Source organism: Terrimonas ginsenosidimutans (genome assembly GCF_022012415.1).
GTDB classification, from domain to species: Bacteria; Bacteroidota; Bacteroidia; order Chitinophagales; family Chitinophagaceae; genus Terrimonas_A; species Terrimonas_A ginsenosidimutans.
In genome coordinates this window covers 62,906-84,793 of the sequence record NZ_JAKLTR010000023.1, presented here as the reverse complement: position 1 = coordinate 84,793, position 21,888 = coordinate 62,906, and the positions used below count along the sequence as shown (strand labels likewise).

Genomic DNA, 21,888 nt, shown 5'->3' with positions numbered 1-21,888 from the left:
TTTGGTAAAATTTTTGCCTATCCTGTTGACAATCATATTATTTTGTTATAATTTGGCATAAAAAGAAACCATTAAACCCAGATAAAATGAGAAAAGCAGATCTCGTTAATCAGATATCTGAGAAAACAGGTATCCCCAAAGTGGATGTTCTTGTAACACTGGAAACTATGTTCAAGGAAGTGAAAGATACTCTCGCCGGTGGTGAGAATATTTACATCCGTGGATTTGGAAGTTTCATTACAAAAAAGCGCGCTGCCAAGATAGGCCGTAATATTAAAAAGAATATTGCTGTGCATATTCCTGAGCATTACATTCCTGCGTTCAAACCTGCTAAAGAGTTTGTTGCAGAAGTTAAGAAGTTGAAAGAGCCAAAGCCTGATGAAGGTCCTGGAGATGATGGTGTTTAATCCTCGTATTGGGTTTAATGCCGTTTCAAAGTAAAAATTCAAAAGTCAAAAATTCTCTATCAGTTTTGACTTTTTACTTTTGAATTTTTACTTTTTACTTAATACGCTGAACTTTATCATCCCGGATACGTTCCATGTCGGTAACTTCGCCCACCAAATTGTAAAGATGTGAAGAAACCGCAATGGATCACTATCGCAATAGCCACTGTTCTGGTGGCAGGTATATATTTATTTGGCCGCACAGTGCCCACCAAAAGTGAAACGCCTGTTGCTGCTGCACATGATGAGCATGATGGACATGATCATGGAAGTGCTGCAACTGCTGCTGTTTCAACTGACTCCATCCTACATTTTGCCAAACAACAGCTTACGCCAGAGCAGGTAACCAGACTGAATCTGTTAGAGAATTCTATCACCAGAGGTGATGTTAAAACACAGCAACTCAGGGTTTACCATCAGCTTTCGCATTTCTGGGTAGACAGTATTGGTTTTTTTCAGCCATATGCCTGGTATGAGGCGGAAGCAGCAAGATTGGAAAATTCAGAAAAAAGCCTCACCTTTGCAGCCCACTTATTTTTGGAAAACCTGCAACAGGAGGAAAATCCCGGTCTACGTCAATGGGCCGCAGTGCAGGCCAAAGATTTGTTTGAGAGGTCTTTGAAGTTGAACCCGGATAGTGATTCGTCTAAAGTCGGACTTGGAGCAACCCTCATTTTTGGAGGTCTTTCCGAAAACCCGATGGAGGGCCTGAAGTGGATCAGAGAAGTAGAACAGAAAGACAGCACGAATGTGTACGCACAGATGACGCTGGCTCGTGGAGCAATAATATCCGGACAATTAGACAAGGCTGTGTCCCGTTTAATGACAGTGAACAGGATCCAGCCCGATAACCTTGATGCTATTTTAATGCTGGCAGATTTGTATGACAGAATGAAGGAAAAGAAGAAAGCAGCTGAATGGTATCAGGGAAGTCTGAAATACGTCACACGGCAGGACGTCAGGAAAGAGATCGAAAAAAGGATTGCCGAATTGAGTAAATAAGTTTCAAAGTTCAAATGTCGAAAGTGCAATAGTTTAAGAGTTCAAATGTTTAAAAGTTTAAATGTTGATTACTAACGCTAAAACTTTAAAACGGTTAAACTTTAAAACCTTTAAACTGGAGTTGAACTTTCAAACCTCATTTTTATAAACTGTATTTAAAAATTATTTGAGTATGCCTTGTGGTAAGAAAAGAAAGCGTCATAAAATTGCGACGCACAAGCGTAAAAAAAGACTGAGAAAGAACCGTCACAAAAAGAGAAACAAGTAATTGACTTTACATAGAGTTAAGCTATGTAGACCCTATTCCGGTACGCCGTGATAGGGTCTACCTTCATAAATAGCCAGCTCTGTGAGTCATATTGATTCTACCTTTTCAGTTAACTGGTTGCTTCTCGTACGTACTAGTTTGCACTCCCATCGACCTGCTGCAAAACCCTCCCTCCTGCATCCATGTACGCATTTGCCGGCAACCGGTATTTACAGCACTAAAGGTGATTCATATTATGTAAGCTGTAATGAACAAAGAACTCATTATTAATGCAGCCCCGCAGGGCGTAGAGATTGCCTTGCTGGAAGACAGGAAATTGGTAGAACTGCACAGCGAAAAAAGCGATGCACGTTTTGCCGTGGGAGACCTTTACCTTGGAAAAGTCAAAAAACTGATCCCGGGCCTGAATGCCGCCTTCGTAGAAGTCGGATTCGAAAAAGATGCATTCCTTCACTACACAGATCTGAGCCCTTACGCAAAGTCTTTATTGAAATTTACCAACCTCACCGTTAACGATAAATCGGAAAATGGTGCTGATTTCGGCAAGTTCGAGAACGAAGCCGAGATCATCAAAACGGGTAAGATCAATGAAGTGCTTGGCGGTAAGCCAAACATCCTGGTTCAGATCCTGAAAGAACCTATTGCGGCCAAAGGGCCCCGTCTCAGCTGCGAGATCTCCCTTCCCGGTCGCTTCGTCGTCATCACCCCCTTCAATAACATCGTGGCAGTAAGCCGTAAGATCCATTCTTCTGAAGAAAGAAAAAGACTGCAGAAGATAGTGGAAGCGATCAAGCCAAAAAACTTTGGTGTGATCGTGCGTACCGCTGCTGAAGGGAAGAATACCGCAGAATTGCATGAAGACCTTTCTGCGCTGGTAGAAATGTGGAAGACCATTCAGAAAAATCTGAAAGGCGCTGTTGCTCCTGCAAAAGTTCTCAGCGAGCAAACAAAAACGAACAGCATCCTGCGCGATCTGCTGAACGCAGATTTCAACAAGATCGTTGTAAACGACCGCACTATATTTAACGATACAAAAAACTATATCCAGCGCATCGCGCCGGAGAAAGTTGATATCGTTTCCTACTATCAGAATGGCGCAACCATCTTCGATTCATTTGGTATTACCAAACAGGTGAAATCCTCGTTTGGCAAAACCGTTAATCTTAACAGCGGAGCTTATCTGATCATCGAACACACTGAAGCCCTTCATGTGATCGATGTGAACAGTGGTTACAAAAGCGTAAGCAATAACCAGGAGCAGAACGCCCTGGAAACAAACCTGGAAGCCGCAGACGAGATCGCACGCCAGCTTCGACTGAGAGATCTGGGCGGTATCATCGTTGTCGACTTCATTGATATGAAACTTCCGGAGAACAAACGGAAGCTGATGGAGAAAATGGAAGAATTCATGAGTCCGGACAGAGCTAAACATGCCGTACTCCCCATCTCCAAATTCGGCATCATGCAGATCACGCGTCAGCGTATGAAGCCTGAAGTAAATATCAATACGCAGGAAATTTGCCCAAGCTGTAACGGCACAGGAAAGATCACCTCAACCCTGCTGCTGGAGGATGAAATAGAAAAGAACCTTAACTATCTCATCACCCACAAACATAAAAACCTTAAGCTGGTGGTTAACCCCATCATGTACGCTTATCTCACAAAAGGCTGGCCATGGTCAACCAAAATGGCCAAATGGAAAAAGAAGTTCGGCCAGAAAACACGTGTAGAAGCGGATACCGCCTATCATCTGACAGAATACAAATTCTTTGATCAGCATGATGAAGAAATCAAGCTTTAGCAAATTAAAAAGTAAAAATTAAAAAATTACCCTGGCCGGATTTAAACCTCCGGTATCAGGGTAATTTTTTAATTTTTACTTTTTAATTAATCACTGCCCGACCATGAACACGGCATTGCAGAACATCAGCTTGCCATTTTCCCAGAAGTTGCGGAATAAGACGTCGTCTGTGAGGTAAGTAACTGATCCTCTTCCGAGGTCCTGCGTAGCAAACAATAAACCATCTTTCAGTTTCTTTTTTAATTTATAACCAACAAAGCCTGCAAGCTGGTTGTCTTTCTTTATAACACCCGCATTCCATCCGGCGCCATCTTTTGTGAATTCATATAATACGTCATCCATTTTCAGGGTGTAGTAATAACTTGGATAGCCATACATCAGGGGATGAGAGCTGTCAACATCAACACGGAAAATAGAACCGGGTGTTGTGTTTTCGATGCCATCCCTGTCGCGGTCATTGAACAGTTTCAAAGCAGCATACGGATCTTTTTTTCCGGAACTGTCTTTATCCTCTTTTTTTACGGCAATCACGCTCCAATCCTGGCGGGACAATTGACCTGCTGCTGATTCAAGCGCAACCACACGGCCGCCATTGCGGACCCAGAGAACAAACTGCTCAGCACTACCCTTGTCCGAAAGAAAACGATAGTTTCCTTCAGGCATGATCAGCACATCTATATCACTCCATTTTGCCCGGCTGATATCAGCTGCGTTGATCAGCGTAACCGGATAGCGCAATTCCTTTTCGAAGAAATGCCAAACCTCTCCGGCACCCAAAGAGCTTACGCCATCACCTGTAAGCATTGCTACTTTAACAGCTTTCATCGGATGAACTTTACCACTCCCGAAATCATACCCTTTATCAACAAAGCCTGTACTAACAGGCTGCATGGCAACATTATTCTGGTCGCAGATTTTTGCCACCTCGCTCCAAAGTGAATTGCCGAACTTTTCATTCCCTTTTTTAAGTACGATCACTGCTCCTCTTGCAAATGACTTACCACTTACTTCGAACGGAGATTCCGAAAAACGCATTTTAATTCCTGCACTCATCAGCTGACCAATTGCTCTCGCAGATGATACACCCAGCCATGGGATCACATAGCCATAGCTATCCGCAGTGCTGTTCTTTACTGAATCTTTTGAAAACGCACCGCCTGCAACAACAGCCGTTTTACTGGCAAACGCTGTAAGGCCATACGCATAAGGCATTGACCAGGCTGTGATATCATAGGTAGCAGAATCAACCAGCTTCGATTGCGGCTCAAATAATAAACGTACCATCGTAGATCTCGGCTGTGCAGCACTGATCACAATATCACCCTGACCAATAGAAAATGCTTCTTCCTTTCCTGAATGATAACTGTAACCACGGCCGGCCCCGGAACCGGTATTATATTGTATGCCATTCTTATCCAGCAATGTCAGCAATGCGCTGATGCGCTCTTTATCTTCAGGCTTGTTCTTGATCACATAAGACTTGTATTCTGAATTTGCCGCCGATACTGCATCATTGAAGAACTTGCGGTATTCTTTGAGCAGATTTGTTGCGTTAAGAGAGCTGATCTCAACCGTGCTTAATGATGTAGTGAAGTGATGCATAGCACGATCATACAAGGTAAGCGTATCACCTTCGTCGGTATCAGAACCCAGGCCGCTCGATCCCCCACCACCTTGTTCATACGTCATGCCGATCGCTCCGTTATAGATCGGATAGGTATCTCCGTAAGATGGATAGAAGAGGTCAAACACTTCCTTCGTAAAATAAAGCCAGTTGTTCCTGTCAAAATACTTTGCATGATTCTTTCCGATAGTGACCTGGAAATCACGCTGCCATTTTGTGATCGCATCGTGATAAGGCTGAGCTGCCGGGGCAAAGTAGTAAGGCGAATTGATCGACTGCTCATGAAAATCGACGTGCACCTGTGGCATCCATTGATTATATAGTTTTATACGTTGCTGACTTTCGATCTGAGTCTGCCAGGCCCAGTCACGGTTCAGGTCAAAGTTGTAATGATTCGATCTTCCACCCGGCCATGGCTCCCTGTGCTCTCTTGAATCAAGACGGGGATTGTATTGTGCGCCCACGATCGAATTGAACCAGTTGACATAGCGGTCACGTCCATCAGGATTCACACAGGGATCCATGATCACCACGGTATTCTTCAACCATTCTTTTGATTGTGCATTGTTCGGGTCGGCCAGTGCGAAAATGGTCAGGAGACCCGCCTCCGAAGAAGAAGTTTCGTTCCCATGCACGTTATAGCTTAGCCAGACAATCGCCGGAGCACCATTCTCGGATGGCATTGCTTTATCTTTTGAAAGATTTGCAAGCCGGAGGTTGTTCATACGGATATTCTCCAGGTTGGATATGTTCTCCGGAGATGAAATAAAAGCAGTATATAGCGGACGGTGTTCATTGGTTTCACCATACTGAACAAGCTTTACGTTTGCGGGCAGTGTTTGCGCCACGTACTGATAATAGCTTACCACACGCCAGTGCGGCGTATAGCGTGTTCCGATCTTATAGCCGAGGTAGGCTTCGGGAGATTTTAATTGAGCGAATGAAAACAGCGACAATGAAACTGCGCTCACAAGAAGTAAGATCCTTTTATGCATAGTGTTCTTATTATATAGAGTTTTTTAGCAGTCTTCAGAAGATAAGGTTCCAGGCAAAAATTATGTGCGGTTTAGCGATCACTAATATATCTCATTAATCGATACATCCGCGAAGGATATCTCAAATTACGAGATTGGGCCGGCATTTCGCCAGCCCAATAGCTTATGCATATTCAAAAAAACCTTAGAAGTAGCCAGGGTTCTGACCAACGTTATAAAGGTTGGTTTCACGTTGAGGAATAGGGAACACCATTTTGTTATCATCATAAGGCAGAGCATCAGTGGTCAGTTTAAGACGCTTTACATCGAGCAGCCCCTGGCCTTCGAAAGCCAGTTCTTTTTCACGTTCAGCCAGCACATCGCTTAGGGTTGGCGCGGCGAGCGGCAGCAGCCCGGCCCTGCCCCTTGTCTGATGGAGGTCACTGGAAACTGTAGCGCCTACAGCTGTTCCGAGGCGAACATTGCCTTCCGCACGGATCAGGTAAGCCTCGGCAAGCCGCAGAACTTTTACGTTCTTGTAAGCATCTCTCCATTTTCCACAGTAGAACGTATTAACTTCCTCGAAGAAAAGGTCAAGCCTCAGATCATTAGGCGCATATTTAGCAAGATGCTTGTCCGTTACCTGGATATCACCATCACGTGCACCATATGTGGTAGTACTGAAAAAGGTAAAGCAGGAGTTTGATCCTCCCTGTGTATTTACCTGCATGGAAAAAAGATCTTCAGTAGTGTTTACATCTGTGTTGAACTCATCTTCATAATCACCAACCAGGGCGAAGCCATTGGTTGTAGCGGTTCCAATACACCTGTTTGCCGCATCACGAGCTTCGGCAAACTTGCCTTGCTGGAGATAAACTCTCGCCAGCGCAAGAGACGCTGAGGGTTTATTTGCATAGAAACCATTTTTTGCAGGAAGCAATGTCTCTGCTTCGGTAAAGTCTTTTATGATCTGCGTATACACCTGTTCAATTGTGGCACGTTCTACGAAATTGTCGATAGACAGCGGGTCGGCAGGCCTTGGATCCAGAACAAGCGGCACTCCTTTCAATGCTGTATTACCAAAAGAATATGGCTTCTCTCCAAAGAAAGTGATCAGGTTGAAGTAAGCAAGCCCACGAAGAAATTTTGCTTCTCCTTCCACACGCGCTTTATCTGCAGTGTTAACGACACTCAGGTTTGCAAGAATGTTATTGCAGTTGAAGATGGTAATATAACTTTGCTGATAATTTGCCCGCACGTAGCTATTATTAACCAGGATCACCTTTCCCCAGATCTGTTTTGGATCAGGAAATGTTCCAACCCAGTTAAGCTCGCCATCACTAGCCATAAGCTCGCTCATCCAGATAGCGTCACCGCCAAGGAGTGAACTGGACCCCGCCACTGCGTATGTTCCGACAAGAACCCCTTTAACGCGGCTATCTGTTGTGAAGATCACTCCTGCATCAATTGATTGCGGGTTTACAAGATCCAGTTTTTTTCCGCAACTGAAGATACCCGCCGCCAGTATAAATGTTGTTGTATATAAAAGTGCTTTTTTCATTTCTTGATTTTTTGAGGTTAGAATCCAACTGTCAGGCCTACAACTACTGATTTGATCTGAGGCGCAGCATAAAAATCACTACCCTGGTTTACGTTACCCGATCTGTAATCTGTATTTACTTCAGGATCCCATCCAGGGTAAGATGTAAGCGTTAAAAGATTCACACCGCTTACAAAAACACGTGCATTGCTCAGCTGCAGTTTGTTGAGGATATTCTTTGGCAGCGAATAACCGAATGTAACAGTTTTCAAGCGCAGGTAAGATGCATTGTATACATAGCGGCTGCTTATCTGCGGGCTGGCAAAATCGCCGAACCTGTTCAAACGCGCCTCAGGAACCATCGTGATGTCTCCTGGTTGTTTCCATGCATTCAACTGATCTCTTGTCTGGTTATCAAACCAATCCGCAGACGCACTCATAAATCCGCCTGCTCCGTCCTGAACCTGGTTACCAAGCACTCCCTGGAAAAGGAAAGAGAACTCGAACCCTTTATAGGAAAAAGTATTGTTCAACCCACCGATCCAGTCTGGGTTAGGATCTCCGATAATGAAATCAGTACCTGCAAGACTGTAATCGTTAGTAGTGGTTTTGCCATCAGCAAGATAGTAGATTGGATCTCCGTTTGCCGGATCAACACCAGCATACTTCACACCATAAAAAATGCCGATCGGTTGACCCACAACGATAGAGTTGGCGAAACGCGCATCACCCCTGATCACGGTTTGTTCCCCATCAAGCTTCAGCACTTTGTTCTTGTTCTTCGCGATGTTCAGGCTCGTCGTCCAGCGGAAATCTTTCGATGCAATGTTTGTTGAGTTCAGTACGAGTTCAACACCTTTGTTCTCCATTTCTCCGATGTTAGATAACAGGGAAGTCACACCAGAGATACTTGTTACAGGGCGGTTGTAAAGAAGGTCTTTTGTCTTTTTGATATAGTAATCAAATTCACCGGTCAAGCGATTATTGAAGAAGCCAAATTCAACACCAGCATCGAGCTGACTTGTTGTTTCCCATTTCAGCTGCGGGTTACCCGGATTTCCAACGGCAAATCCCGGGAGTCTCGCATAGGACGTGGGATTATAAGAAGCTGCCGATTGATAAAGAGAGATCGCATTGTTACCGGTAATACCATAACTGACTTTTGGCTTCAGAAAGCTTAACCAGGTGGCACCACTCATAAATTCGCTTTCCGTCATTACCCAGCCAAGAGATGCGGCCGGGAAGAATCCGTAGCGATTATCCTTACCAAAACGGGCAGAACCATCGACACGTGCATTCAGGCCAACGATGATCTTTTGATCAAATGTATAGTTAACACGTCCGAAATAAGAGACGAGGTTATCCTGATTATAGTCACCACTACCACCCGTGATCTCAGATGCACTTGTTACTGTCTGCAATGCTTCATCTGCAAAGCCCTGACCCTCTACATAAGTATACGTATTCTTTGTGCTTTCATAGCTCATTCCCAGGGTTGCATCGAACTTATGTTTTTCAGCAAACACGTTCTGGTAGTTGAGGTAGTTGTTCACCACCCATCTGTTACTGCGGAACCACTGGTTTCTTGCAACGCCTTTGACATCGGGGCTAACATTGCCGGTCAGTGTCTGCGGACCCCAATAACGGTCTTCATCCTGGTTGGTCAGATCAACACCAAACTCGGAATGGAAAACAAGGCCTTTTGTAAGGTTCACATCCGCGAAGATCTTACCCTGGTTACGCCATGATTCAAGTTTCCAGCGTCCATACTCGAAATCAAGAAGCGGGTTATAGTATGTTGTAGTCGGAGTGTTATTCAATACACCGGCGGCATTGCGTGTCGGAGTGATCGGCGCGAGAGCTACGATCTGCATGGGAGTTGTGAACTGGTTGTCATCAGGGACACGGTCGCGGCTGATCTTCGTGATCGAAAGGTTCAAGCCAAGCTTCAGCCATTTATTCACTTCGTTGTCAATATTTGCCCTGACACCAGAGCGTCCAAATTTGTTACCGACAAGAATACCGTCCTGGGTATTGAAGAATCCACTGATATAGAATTTTGTTTTGTCATTACCACCCTGCGCACCAATCTCTACCTGTCCTGTATTTGCTTTTTGGAAAGCCTGTTTTTCCCAGTCGTTATCTACAGCATTATTTCTCCAGTCAGCACCACCGCTGTAACGTGTAAAGCGACCTTCCACGTAAGTGATCATATCATTGATGGCGGCCTGCTCTGAAGCATAGTTGCGCCAGTTGCCAGCTCTGTTAAAGTGATATTTACCGGCATTGATCGCAGCTGTTCTAAAGTATTCAACGTATTCTGCGGCATTCAGGAAACCCCGGTTGTCGTTTGTCGGACTGTTCCATCCATATTGAGAATTGACCGTAAATCTTGTTTTGCCCGCTTTACCACGTTTTGTAGTGATCAGCACCACACCGTTTGAAGCACGGCTCCCGTAGATTGCTGCAGCAGATGCATCTTTGAGAATATCGAAAGATTCAACATCGTCGAAATTAATATCCGCAGTACCGCTTCCATAAAGGGTTCCATCAACCATCGGCACACCATCCACCACATATAACGGGTTATTATTTCCACTGATTGAAACGCCTCCTCTTATTCTTACCTTAATACCGTCTCCCACTTTGCCATTCTGAGATTCTACAAATACGCCGGCAGCCCTTCCCTGTAATGCCTGCGACAAGTTTGGAACAGGCAGGCCCTGCACTTCAGCACCTTTGACGCGTGCGATATTTCCAGTGACTTCACGGCGCGAGTTGGTACCATATCCTACTACAACAACTTCATTCAGGCTTTTGGACTCACCCGAGCCCATAGAAACATTCACCGTAGTTTCCTTCACAACAATCTCCTGGGTTTCGAATCCAAGTGAAGAAAATACAATAGTAGAGAGTTTGTCAGGGAGAAGAACACTGTAGTTGCCGTCTGCATCAGTTACAGTGCCAGTTCTTGCACCCTTTACCGTTACCGAAACGCCAGGCAATGCGGAACCATCCTTCGAATCAGTAACTTTTCCCGTAATAGTCTTCGCCTGAGACCAGGCCAAGTGGCAGCAAAACAACATTGCTACCAAAAACAGCAGTTTTAGGTGTCTCATGTCAGTTAGTTTAGATTATTGATTTAAATATATGACCTTTTAAGGCCATTTTAACAAAATCACAACATCTAATTTAGACTATTTCCAAACCAACTGACAAAAAAAGACCCCAGATGATACTCATCTGGGGTCAATAGACATATAAATTTTAAATTTAATTAGTTTCTATCCCGGCTACCCATATATATTAATATATACTGCACGAGTGTTACCACCGCCGCAAAAGCCGCAACAACATAGGTAGTTGCCGCCCATTTCAATGCATCTTTCGCCTGGGGGTATTCTGTATTATTGGTAATATTTGTGCGGTCCAGCCAGGCAAGTGCCCGGTTACTTGCATCAAACTCCACAGGAAGTGTGATTAATGAGAAAAGAACGGTCACAGACATCAGGATGATCCCGATCAACAGAACTGTGGGGTTGTTACCGGAGACCGCCATGAACACGCCGATCATTAAAATGATGTTGACCAGAGACGAGCTGATCTGTACTACCGGAACCAATTTGCTCCTGAAAGTCAACCAGGTATAAGCTGTTGCATGCTGAACAGCGTGCCCGCATTCATGGGCAGCTACCGCCGCGGCTGAAACACTGGTCCCATTGTACACATCGGGGCTCAGGTTCACCGTTTTATTGGCGGGATTATAGTGATCGGAAAGAAATCCGTCAACAGAAACCACTTTTACGTCGAAAATGCCGTTTTCCCGGAGCATTTTTTCAGCCACTTCCCTGCCCGTCAGGCCCGAAGAAAGACGCACTTTACTATACTTTTTGAACTTGTTTTTCAATACCATTGAGACAAGCATACTGATCCCTAAAAAGATCAGCGAAACGATCAAAATTCCTGGTGTCATGCTGGTTATTTTTTTTGAATTTCTATCCTAATATAACAAACTTACGGCCACTTGGATCACTCTGAAAAATTCGGCCTTTTTGTCACCTCAAAGTTTTTTTGAGCAACAGTCCGCCGTATAGAGGCCAATTCATATAATATTCGTAAATATATGAATTACAACAAATTAAAGCCTTTTTTTTGAAAATAAAAAATGGAACTGACACGCTTTAAAAGCCTCTTCAAGTTATGCACAGGAGCAAAATTTTATTTTGAAATGTTAGCCAGAATTGTAACTTAGCAATAGAATTTAATGGGTTAGTAAGTAAGGGGGTCAGTCATGAGATTGGCCCCTTTTACATTGGTATAATCTCCGATCTTTTCCTCACTTTTTCTTCGTTTTTTTCTACGCTGCCAACAGAATTTAAACACGCTATTCTGATCTTTAACACAACCAACAATCCGCGTTGTCATTTACCTTTAGCGCATGAGTAAAGTTAAAACTGCTTTCTTCTGCCAAAACTGCGGATATGAAAGTGTTAAATGGGTTGGACAGTGTCCTTCATGTGGACAGTGGAATACATTTGTTGAAGAATTGGTACAAAAAGAAACCAAGGCAAAAAATGATTGGAAAGATTTCCAGGATGAAAAGCGGATACAAAAAACGATCGCGTTGCATGAGGTTAAAACTTCTGAAGAAAAAAGGTTATTAACTCCTGATGTTGAACTTAACCGTGTACTGGGTGGTGGCATTGTGCCAGGAAGCATTGTCCTGATCGCGGGTGAGCCAGGTATCGGCAAGTCTACGCTCTTTCTTCAAATCGGTCTATCGCTTGAAAATAATACCGTCCTTTATATCAGCGGAGAAGAAAGTGATCAGCAAATAAAAATGCGCGCGGATCGCATTAAGGAGATGCACAGGTCAAAAGAAAACTTCTTCCTGCTTACAGAAACATCAACTCAGGTCATCTTCCAGGAAATAAAAAAGTTAAAGCCACAGCTGGTCATCGTTGATTCCGTCCAAACGCTGCAATCTCCTTTTATCGACTCCTCACCGGGATCTGTATCACAGATCAGGGAATGCACTGCCGAGCTACAGCGATTTGCCAAGGAGACCAATACGCCAGTTTTCCTGATCGGTCATATCACAAAAGATGGAAGCATTGCCGGCCCGAAGATCCTCGAACATATGGTTGACACGGTATTGCAGTTTGAGGGAGACAGGCATTATGCTTACAGGATATTACGCACGTTGAAAAACCGGTTTGGAAGCACCGCCGAATTAGGCATTTATGAAATGACGGATGGCGGCATGCGCGCCGTAACAAATCCAAGTGAGATCCTCATCACTCAAAAAGAGGATCATCTCAGTGGGATCGGTATTGCTGCCACTATCGAAGGCATGCGCCCTTTACTGATCGAAGTGCAGGCGCTTGTAACACAATCTGTGTATGGCACTCCTCAGCGAACCGTCAGTGGCTTTGATCTCCGTCGTCTGCAACTACTTCTTGCCGTACTCGAAAAGCGTGGTGGCTTTCATTTTGGGATGAAAGACGTATTTCTAAATATCGCCGGCGGATTGAAAATCGAAGACCCTTCGATCGACCTGGCTGTACTGTGCGCGCTCTTATCCTCTTATGAAGATGTGCCGCTGCCGCAGCAGATCTGTTTTGCTGGTGAGGTTGGCCTGAGCGGGGAGATCAGGGCAGTGAACAGGATCGAGCAACGTATTGCCGAAGCAGAAAAGCTTGGATTTGAAAAGATCATTGTCTCAAAATACAACCAGGCACTACGCCAGGCAACTGCCAAACAGAAGTTCAATATTGAAATAATTCCGATGGGGCGGGTAGACGAAGTGTATGCTTTCCTGTTCTAGCGGCAAGGGTTTCCGGTATGCAAAGCCTATGCATACCGGTAGCTTTCCTTTCATCGCTAAAACATTATAATATGTCTCTTGTGAAAACGATTTCAGAATCACTGCTTCATTTCCTGTTTCCGCACATTTGCAGCGGATGCGGAACTGACATAATAAATAAAGATTCCCTGCTCTGCCTCCGCTGTATCGATGAACTGCCTTCAACAAATTTTAGTTCCCGGTCAGACAATCCTATAGAAAAGAAGTTCTGGGGACGGATACCGGTTACATGCGGCATGGCTCAATATTATTTCACGCCGCAATCGCTCCTGCAGCGGCTCATGCATTAGCTCAAATACAAAAACCAGCCAGACCTGGGTTTGCAACTTGGACGCCTTATGGGCGAATCCCTTCTTGCAGCCAACTGGCATTTTGTTGATGCACTTATACCATTACCCCTGCATCCTGTCAAACAAAAACTACGTGGCTATAACCAGGCAACGCTTCTTTGCGAAGGGATTGCCGAAAAGCTGCAACTCCCGATCCTGCATAACGCAATTATAAGGCATGAAGCCACCGAAACCCAAACTCGTAAAAACCGGATCGAAAGATGGCAGAATATGGAAGGGCGGTTCCATCTCCACCAACCGTCCGAGGTAAGACATAAACATGTGCTCCTCGTCGATGATGTGATCACGACCGGTGCCACACTCGAAGCCTGCGGCTCTGAGCTTCTAAAAGGCGAAAACGTACAGTTGAGCATTGCATCCCTTGGGTACGCTGCCAAAACTTAGTTAAGTGCAAAAGAGGCTTCGATCATTTTCCCATTCCTCTTTTTTCTCTTTTAAACTCTTAGATTTGGGGGAATGAAAACACCCTTCCGGTCAATTTTAATGCGGCCATGCGTGGTTGCCTTCAGCGCGATCATAATGCTGTTGTGCTCGTGTAGTAAAAGTGGATTTAATACTTCTCCGGATGCGCGTGTGACCTTTAGCACAGATACATTGAGATTTGATACAGTGTTTACCAGTGTGGGCTCTGTGACGCAATCATTCAAGATCGTTAATGAGAATGATCAGAAATTGAAATTAAGTACCGTCCGCCTGATGGGTGGGAATAACTCTGCATTCCGCATTAATATTGACGGAGCGGCGGTATCTGAAGCAAGTAATATTGAACTGGCAGCAAATGACAGTCTGTACGTTTTCGTTCAGGTTACAGTAAATCCCTCTGCCGCAAATCTTCCATTTGTGATACAGGATAGCATTCAGGTTGTCTTTAACGGGAATGAAAGGTTTGTCCAACTGGAAAGCTGGGGGCAGAATGCGCATTTCCTGCGAAACACAACAGTCACTGCAAACGAAACATGGACGAATGATCTTCCTTACGTGATACAGGGCTTTCTGTATGTTAATGAAGGAGTGAGTCTGACACTCAACAAAGGTTGCAGGGTTTACCTGCATGCCGATGCGCCGGTTGTAGTGGAAGGCTCATTGATCACACACGGGGAAAAAGATACAGCGGACAGGGTATATTTTTCCGGAGATCGCCTGGATGCTCCTTACAGGGATTTTCCTGCAAGCTGGCCAGGAATTTATTTCACGCCATTAAGCGTTAATAACTCATTGAGATATACAGTTATCAAAAACGCATACCAGGCCCTGATCGTTGAAGCGCCTTCGCTGAATGGCAATCCGAAATTGAGGCTGAGTGAATGTGTGATCGATAATGTGTTTGATGCGGGTATCCTTGCAACAAATTCGAGCATTATTGCTACCAATTGTCTTATCAGCAACTGCGGGCGTAATATTTCGCTTTCCGGCGGCGGCACGTATCAGTTCACCCACTGTACAGCAGCCACTTACTCCAGCACATTTATCAATCATAAAGAACCGGTGTTGTCCGTGTCAAATAGCGTTGCCAACACGACAGCGGCATTGCAGGCTTCCTTCAGAAACTGCATTTTCTGGGGCGAAGGTGGATTGGTTGATAACGAAGTAGTGGTCACCCGTACAGGCTCCACGCCTTTCAATGTTACTTTTGATCACAATCTCTGGAAGGTGATGAATCCTCCCGCAAATGTTACGCTCAATCAAATGATCAACGATCAGAACCCGCTGTTTGACAGCACTAATACCGGCACCCGGTATTACAATTTCCGTTTAAAAGCAGAATCTCCCGCCCTTGGTAAAGGTCTCGCCGCAGGCATTCTTACAGATCTTGACGGTAAGGCTAGACCGGCAATACTGCCTGATCTTGGCTGTTTTGAACGCTAAACAACAGGGGCTTAACGAACTCACAAAATAAAAAGTAAACCATTTTACCAGGCCTCCGCTCTGCATGACCAGATTAAACTACTTTGGCTTAACTTTATTCTTCATTAGTATTATTCAACTCTAACACAAATAATTATGAAAACACTTTTGCTTACGTTGCTGTTATCTGTAACGCTTGCCGGAAGTCCTATATACGACTTCAAAGCACCGGGGCTCGATGGAAAGACGATCAATTTCAATGACTTCAAAGGAAAGAAAATACTCATCGTTAATACAGCTTCTAAATGTGGGCTTACGCCTCAGTATAAAGATCTGCAGGAGCTTTACGACAAGCATAAAGACAAGCTCGTGATCATCGGCTTTCCGGCTAACAATTTCAGAGAGCAGGAACCAGGTACAAACGTTGAGATCGCGGAGTTCTGCAAAAAGAACTATGGCGTGACCTTCCCGATCGCAGAGAAAGTATCGGTAAAAGGAGATGATATCGCCCCGATCTTCAAATACCTTGTAGATGAAGCGGCTAAAAAAGGGATCAAAGACCCGATCACCTGGAACTTCACCAAATTCCTGGTGGATGAAAAAGGTGAGCTGATCACCGTATTTGCTCCCAAAGTGAAACCAACAAGTGAAGAAGTGATCAAGTACCTGAATTAAACGATACGACGCCTTAACACATACTTTTTAAAGCCCCGCCCGGACAGGTGGGGCTTTAATTTTTTATTACGGCCATTAGAACTAAATTCATAGTTCTAAAACCTTCTTGACATGAAAATCCAAAACACCAAACTGCTTCTACTAATACTGTTGAGCATTCTCTCTTCTGCCAGCTTTGCACAGTATAAGCTCACCGATCCCGTTCCTCTCGATCCAACGGTAAAAACAGGAACCTTGCCAAATGGCCTCCGGTACTACATCCGGAAAAACCCCAAACCTGAAAAAAAAGTTGAACTGCGCCTTGCGTTGAACGCCGGGTCTGTTCAGGAAAACGACAACCAACGTGGGCTTGCTCACTTTATGGAACACATGGGATTTAACGGATCAAAACATTTTCCCAAGAATGAGCTGGTTGACTTTCTCCAGAAGACAGGCGTTGACTTTGGGGCAGACCTGAATGCCTATACCAGCTTTGATGAAACTGTATACATTCTTTCATTACCAACAGATGAACCAGGCATGCTGGAAAAAGGCTTCACGGTTCTGGAGGATTGGGCATTCAATAATCTCCTGGACAAGGATGAGGTCGAAAAAGAACGGGGCGTTGTGCTGGAAGAGTCACGCCTCAGCAAAGGCTCATGGGAAAGAATGAGCCGTCAGTATTTCCCAAAGCTTCTCAACGGATCAAAATATGCGGAGCGTCTTCCTATCGGTAAAGACACTGTTCTCAAAACTTTCAGCTATGCAACACTAAAGGATTTTTATACGAAATGGTACCGGCCAAACCTGATGGCCGTAATAGTTGTGGGAGATATCGATCCGGCACAAGCAGAGAAAGACATTATCGCCCATTTTGGAAAAGCAAAGAACCCGGCTAATGCACCTGCCCGCGCAGCGCTGACACCGATAAAACCCAGAACTGCTCCCGAGGCCATCGTTCTCACAGACGAAGAAGCTACCAACACCACTGTTCAGATCTATAATTATGTCAAACCCGCTACGCCTGTAAAAACATGGGCCGACTACCGCAATGGGATCATTGAAGGTCTTGTGAGCTCCCTCATCGGTCAACGCCTGTCGGAGCTCGCGCAAAAAGAAAACCCGCCATTCATTTTCGGAGGAACATCCTTTCAGCAGTTTATCCGCGGATACAGTACACTCTCTTCATTCGCAGTAATCGGGCAGGGGACAGCGCAGGAGGCGATCAACGCGTTAATGGCTGAAACAAATCGTGCAAGACAGTTTGGATTCCTGGAATCTGAATTGAACCGGACCAAGTCATCACTGCTGAATGGCGCAGAAAAAGCCTTTAATGAAAAGGATAAGTCTGAATCAGGCCAGATCATCTTTCAATACGTAAACAACTTTTTACAGGGAACCGCTACACCTGGCGTTGAAAACCGTTACAAATTCCTGCAGCAGGTGCTGCCCACCATTACACTTGCGGAAGTTAATGCAGTAGCGAAGAAAATGCCGGGAACAGAAAATGCATTCGCGATGATACAGGCTCCGGCAAAGATGAAGGATAAACTTCCCGACAATGCAGGGCTCCTTTCTGCACTGGTAGCAGCCAATAAGCAAGCAGTGACTGCTTACCAGGAAAAAGCAGTTGCGACAAAGCTCTTGGATAAAGAGCCGGTCCCCGGTAAAATTCTCAGTGAAACTGTCAACGAAAAACTCGGCACCACCGATATTACTTTTGAAAACGGAGTGACCGTTACGCTAAAACCAACCACGCATAAAAATGATGAGATCATGATGGACGCATGGCGCTGGGGTGGCTTTGGAAAATTTGCTCTTGCGGATAAAGAGAATGCAGAAAATGCGGCAATACTCGTTAATCAAATGGGTATTGCAGATATGACTCCTACTGATCTTCGAAAGTTCATGGCAGGAAAAACAGCTTTCGTGAGTCCATATATTAACGATAACGAAGAAGGCATCGAAGGACGAAGCAGTGTAAAAGATCTTGAGACCTTCTTTCAGCTGACATATTTATACCTTACACAACCCAGAAAAGATGTCGCACTGTTCAAATCATTTGTCACCAAACAAAAAGCGCAGCTGGAATTTGTAAAACAAAATCCAGAGTCGTTTTTCTCCGATACGGTTTCCAAAATAGCCTACAATAATAATCCATGGGCTCCGGGAATCCCATCTCCGGAAGATTATGATAAGATCAGCCTGGATAAGAGCTTTGCGATCTACAATGAGCTGTTCAGCAATGCATACGGTATGCATTTTACGTTCGTTGGCAAACTCGATGGAGCTGAAGTAAAACCGCTGTTGTTGAAATATATCGCATCACTTCCTGCAAAACCAAAGGACGTTTCATTTAAAGACAATGGGGTACGCCTTACCGCAGGTCCGCGCACGATCAATATTCAACGTGGCAAGGAATCGCAAAGTTTCATCAACCTGATGTTTGAAGGACCGATCGAAGATACACGCGAGGCTAAAATGCAATTGAATGCGCTGGTAGAGGCGATCAATATCAAGATCACGGAAAAGCTAAGGGAAGAAATGAGCGGGATCTATGGAGGCGGCTTATACGGACAGGTTGTAAAACGCCCCTATTTGCATTATACTGTTTCGGCGAATATTCCCTGCGGCCCCGAAAACGTCGGGAAACTGACAGATTCTCTTTATGCGCTGATCAAACATGTTCAGGAAAAAGGACTTGAACAGAAAGACCTTGACAAAGTGAAAGAAACATGGAAAAAGCAGTATCGCGTCGGTGTTCAAAACAACAACTACTGGCTCTCCGCCCTGTCAAACAGCTGGATCAACAAAGAGGATCCTGAAAATATCCTGACATTCGAACAGAAAGTGGATGCATTAACCCTGGAGGACATACAGGCAGCAGCAAAGAAATTTCTGCCACTTGATAAAGCGGTGAAGGCCGTCCTTTACCCGGAGAGTGTGAAGATCCCGGATGAACCGAAAAAAGCTTTCTGATAATTTATTTGTAAAAGCGGGACCAGCAGGTCCCGCTTTTTTATATGCCGATGATCTGTCAGACACACAGGTAAGTAACTAATTCACCACTTAAACTCAATTCGTCGGCATATATGTCAATTCATCGATGATCCGGATTATTCTATCGGGTAAACTTATAGCTTACCGCCCGACATGACTAATCTTCCAACCGCGCGTTTACTATGGGGAGTCCGTGTAAAAGACTTCCTGGCGTGGTCAATTTTCTTCTGGACTTTTATCTGCATTTACCTGAGCGTGCTGGTGTTTTCAATGATAGTACCTCCAGCGGAAAAGTCATACTGGGCATGGCGTGTGCTGAAGGAAACATTGATCATGGATGGGATCCGCTTCTTTATGATGATAGGGATCTGGTGGTTGTTCTTCCGGAAGCTCCGCAATGTCAGTTTTGTTAAAAAGATGTGGCTTCATCTACCGATGCTGTTCATCTACCTGGTAGTTGCTTACAAGATCGGTTCGACAACACTGATGCTGATCGGGCAGCCGATGAAGGCAACACGGAACATCGGGTTGTTTGATTGCTACATGCCCGGGATCCTCTACCTTGTTCAGATCGGTGTATTCCATACATATCATTTCTGGCGCGAATCGAAAAAGCAACTGGAGCGCGAAAAAGACCTGATGGAGCTGGCGTATCAAAGTGAGATCAATGCGTTGAAAGCACAGATACAACCGCATTTTCTTTTCAATACCCTTAATAGTATCAGCGCGTCCGTAAGTCCGCACCAGGAAAAGACAAGGATCCTGATCGCCGAACTCGCAGATACCTTTCGTTACGCGCTGCGATCTTCGCAGGAAGATCTTGTTCCGCTTTCCAGCGAACTGCAGTTTATCAGCACCTATCTTGATCTGGAAAAAGAACGGTTCAGAGAACGGCTCCACGTCAGCATTGAAGTTGATAAACAAGTGGAAGAGGCAAAGATCCCTCCGATGTTATTACAGCCATTGGTCGAGAATTCGCTGAAGTACGGCATCTCTCCCATGATAAACGGGGGCTCTATAAAGATCGTTTGCCAAAAGCATGGAGGACATTTACTGATCACGGTAAAAGATACCGGAGGCGGCTATCCCGGTAATTTACAGGACCTGAAAAACACTACGGGAGTTGGCTTAAGAAATATCCGGAAGCGTTTGGAAAAGCTTTATGGCGAAGAGATCCGTATTGAACGGAATCAGCCGCAGGGTTTAAGCGTGATCTTTAAAATCCCCATGTAGCGCACAAAAAAAGGCTGGATATCATCCAACCTCCGGAAAGAAACCGTCCAAGTATCTAACGAATTAAAAATGTAGTGTTCAGCTGTCCTTTTAACGAAAGTGCGAAGCTAAGGCTGTGAAGCGGGAAGGCGATAAATTAATAACCCTTTTTTGCACCGTTATTTCACGGTACCGGGAAGAAATAAAACACCCGGAGGAGAATATCAGTGAGACTTATTTTCTGACATTGCCTGATAGCAGGCAAAGTGATAAGGAATATGTTACCTGAAACAGGCTATAACTCATTAGTGAGTATCTCGATCATACTGTTCGAGTAGATAGCAACCTGTTTTGTAATGCTGTTAAACGTGATCGCAGGTTGTAAATTGTCTGCAACAATAGAAGAGTCCTGCCGGCCAGAGAATACTTCCCGGCATTCATCAACGATCTTTCCGGTTGCGAAATCGATGATCTTGGGATAGTCATGCATATCCCACGCAAGACAATCATTGATCGCGTAGAGATTGCAATCAAACGGACAAGCTGATTTTACCGGCTGAGACAAACTGTTTTTTTCTATATTCCATATAGCCATCGAGCCGGGGACAATTTGACTGCCGTTCGCTTCATCGTTGAAAAGATCGGCCCTTTGATGTGATGCCAGTAATATACGCTCGTTATCAATAAAACTGGCGCAGGCTAATTCTGATGAAAGGTCGTGATACCCCATACCTTCATCCAAAGAACAGGGTTCTTTGACGGCAAGTTCCAGATCGAAAATCTTTACATCACTATACGGATGCCAGGCCCATCCGCGGCTAATAAGTTTTGAATTGTCCGGGCTTACCAAAAGTCTTGAATGAAAAAAATCTGCTGCGTTACGATCTTCTCTGTTTGTAACAATTTCCCCCGTTTCCACATTCTCTAAATCTATTCTGCAATATTCAACAGGGCAGTGTACGAGATAAGTAATGCCGTCTGATAATGAAGCAAAACATACGGGATACTCGTATTGATCTGCATAATAATCAGAACGATTGATTTCTCTTAAAAATTGTCCATTCTTTAATAACAGACCCTTCGTGCCTGTTCTACAATAAATGAACGCATACACCCCGTCATCTGAAGAAATTGCTCTGTCAAATGAATAGGGGTATGAGTAATGAAACAAAACTTCGCTTTGCTCACCAGAAGTGTAATATCTTTTGGCGGAGCTGCTCCAGTCAATGACACTGTCGTCAAACCAGCAAAGCGTATTGACAATACCTGGTTTATGTGATACTCTTTTCATGAGTCAGATAAAAAT

At 44.6% G+C, this 21,888-nt stretch carries 14 protein-coding genes; 9 read left to right on the top strand and 5 right to left on the bottom strand.

The features are described 5' to 3' along the window. Positions 1-86 precede the first annotated feature (86 nt). The 3 genes from LZZ85_RS25335 (at position 87) to LZZ85_RS25320 (ending at position 3,517) form a co-directional block, all read left to right on the top strand. The gene (locus LZZ85_RS25335; protein WP_237876450.1) at positions 87-407 is read left to right on the top strand and encodes an HU family DNA-binding protein; all 321 of its coding nucleotides are present in this window, start codon (positions 87-89) and stop codon (positions 405-407) included. Between the two features lie 168 nt (positions 408-575). After that, positions 576-1,448: a tetratricopeptide repeat protein gene (locus tag LZZ85_RS25330; RefSeq protein ID WP_237876448.1), complete on the top strand. Its 873-nt coding sequence runs from the start codon at positions 576-578 to the stop codon at positions 1,446-1,448. 515 nt (positions 1,449-1,963) lie between these two features. Beyond that, positions 1,964-3,517 carry an Rne/Rng family ribonuclease gene (locus LZZ85_RS25320; protein WP_237876446.1) on the top strand — a complete coding sequence of 518 codons (1,554 nt, stop codon included), beginning with the start codon at positions 1,964-1,966 and terminating at the stop codon, positions 3,515-3,517. A gap of 90 nt (positions 3,518-3,607) precedes the next feature. On the opposite strand, the gene LZZ85_RS25315 is transcribed toward LZZ85_RS25320, so the two are convergent. The 4 genes from LZZ85_RS25315 to LZZ85_RS25300 all read right to left on the bottom strand — a co-directional run bounded on the left by LZZ85_RS25315 (position 3,608) and on the right by LZZ85_RS25300 (position 11,628). Further along, positions 3,608-6,136, bottom strand: a complete 2,529-nt coding sequence (locus LZZ85_RS25315) for a M14 family metallopeptidase (protein WP_237876445.1) — start codon at positions 6,134-6,136, stop codon at positions 3,608-3,610. A 184-nt stretch (positions 6,137-6,320) separates the two neighbouring features. Next, entirely contained in the window at positions 6,321-7,676 is a 1,356-nt protein-coding gene (locus LZZ85_RS25310) for a RagB/SusD family nutrient uptake outer membrane protein (RefSeq protein ID WP_237876443.1), read from the bottom strand. A gap of 17 nt (positions 7,677-7,693) precedes the next feature. Continuing rightward, positions 7,694-10,774, bottom strand: coding sequence for a SusC/RagA family TonB-linked outer membrane protein (locus LZZ85_RS25305; protein ID WP_237876442.1), 3,081 nt, complete (start codon positions 10,772-10,774; stop codon positions 7,694-7,696). A 158-nt stretch (positions 10,775-10,932) separates the two neighbouring features. Next, a complete protein-coding gene (locus LZZ85_RS25300) occupies positions 10,933-11,628 on the bottom strand; it encodes a zinc metallopeptidase (RefSeq protein ID WP_237876441.1) in 696 nt (231 codons plus the stop codon). Positions 11,629-12,093: 465 nt separating this feature from the next. Between LZZ85_RS25300 and radA the strand changes: the two genes are divergently transcribed. The 6 genes from radA to LZZ85_RS25270 all read left to right on the top strand — a co-directional run bounded on the left by radA (position 12,094) and on the right by LZZ85_RS25270 (position 20,603). Beyond that, positions 12,094-13,482, top strand: coding sequence for a DNA repair protein RadA (gene radA, locus LZZ85_RS25295; RefSeq protein WP_237876440.1), 1,389 nt, complete (start codon positions 12,094-12,096; stop codon positions 13,480-13,482). Between the two features lie 377 nt (positions 13,483-13,859). Next, entirely contained in the window at positions 13,860-14,255 is a 396-nt protein-coding gene (locus LZZ85_RS25290; protein ID WP_237876439.1) for a ComF family protein, read from the top strand. Between the two features lie 72 nt (positions 14,256-14,327). After that, a complete protein-coding gene (locus tag LZZ85_RS25285; protein WP_237876438.1) occupies positions 14,328-15,737 on the top strand; it encodes a hypothetical protein in 1,410 nt (469 codons plus the stop codon). Between the two features lie 135 nt (positions 15,738-15,872). Then, a complete protein-coding gene (locus tag LZZ85_RS25280) occupies positions 15,873-16,391 on the top strand; it encodes a glutathione peroxidase (protein ID WP_237876436.1) in 519 nt (172 codons plus the stop codon). A 111-nt stretch (positions 16,392-16,502) separates the two neighbouring features. After that, positions 16,503-19,349, top strand: a complete 2,847-nt coding sequence (locus LZZ85_RS25275; RefSeq protein WP_237876435.1) for a M16 family metallopeptidase — start codon at positions 16,503-16,505, stop codon at positions 19,347-19,349. Between the two features lie 174 nt (positions 19,350-19,523). Beyond that, entirely contained in the window at positions 19,524-20,603 is a 1,080-nt protein-coding gene (locus tag LZZ85_RS25270; RefSeq protein WP_237876434.1) for a sensor histidine kinase, read from the top strand. Positions 20,604-20,877: 274 nt separating this feature from the next. Here the strand turns inward: LZZ85_RS25270 and LZZ85_RS25265 are convergent, their stop codons facing one another. Next, a complete protein-coding gene (locus tag LZZ85_RS25265) occupies positions 20,878-21,873 on the bottom strand; it encodes a hypothetical protein (protein WP_237876433.1) in 996 nt (331 codons plus the stop codon). Between the last annotated feature and the right edge of the window lie 15 nt (positions 21,874-21,888).

What these genes read in the sequence shown, in the direction of transcription:
- LZZ85_RS25280 (WP_237876436.1), top strand. Translation starts at nt 15,873, where the DNA reads ATGAAAACACTTTTGCTTACGTTGCTGTTATCTGTAACGCTTGCCGGA.
- LZZ85_RS25270 (WP_237876434.1), top strand. Translation starts at nt 19,524, where the DNA reads ATGACTAATCTTCCAACCGCGCGTTTACTATGGGGAGTCCGTGTAAAA.
- LZZ85_RS25285 (WP_237876438.1), top strand. Translation starts at nt 14,328, where the DNA reads ATGAAAACACCCTTCCGGTCAATTTTAATGCGGCCATGCGTGGTTGCC.
- LZZ85_RS25310 (WP_237876443.1), bottom strand. Translation starts at nt 7,676, where the DNA reads ATGAAAAAAGCACTTTTATATACAACAACATTTATACTGGCGGCGGGT.
- LZZ85_RS25265 (WP_237876433.1), bottom strand. Translation starts at nt 21,873, where the DNA reads ATGAAAAGAGTATCACATAAACCAGGTATTGTCAATACGCTTTGCTGG.
- LZZ85_RS25300 (WP_237876441.1), bottom strand. Translation starts at nt 11,628, where the DNA reads ATGACACCAGGAATTTTGATCGTTTCGCTGATCTTTTTAGGGATCAGT.
- LZZ85_RS25320 (WP_237876446.1), top strand. Translation starts at nt 1,964, where the DNA reads ATGAACAAAGAACTCATTATTAATGCAGCCCCGCAGGGCGTAGAGATT.
- LZZ85_RS25305 (WP_237876442.1), bottom strand. Translation starts at nt 10,774, where the DNA reads ATGAGACACCTAAAACTGCTGTTTTTGGTAGCAATGTTGTTTTGCTGC.
- LZZ85_RS25290 (WP_237876439.1), top strand. Translation starts at nt 13,860, where the DNA reads ATGGGCGAATCCCTTCTTGCAGCCAACTGGCATTTTGTTGATGCACTT.
- LZZ85_RS25315 (WP_237876445.1), bottom strand. Translation starts at nt 6,136, where the DNA reads ATGCATAAAAGGATCTTACTTCTTGTGAGCGCAGTTTCATTGTCGCTG.
- radA (WP_237876440.1), top strand. Translation starts at nt 12,094, where the DNA reads ATGAGTAAAGTTAAAACTGCTTTCTTCTGCCAAAACTGCGGATATGAA.
- LZZ85_RS25335 (WP_237876450.1), top strand. Translation starts at nt 87, where the DNA reads ATGAGAAAAGCAGATCTCGTTAATCAGATATCTGAGAAAACAGGTATC.
- LZZ85_RS25275 (WP_237876435.1), top strand. Translation starts at nt 16,503, where the DNA reads ATGAAAATCCAAAACACCAAACTGCTTCTACTAATACTGTTGAGCATT.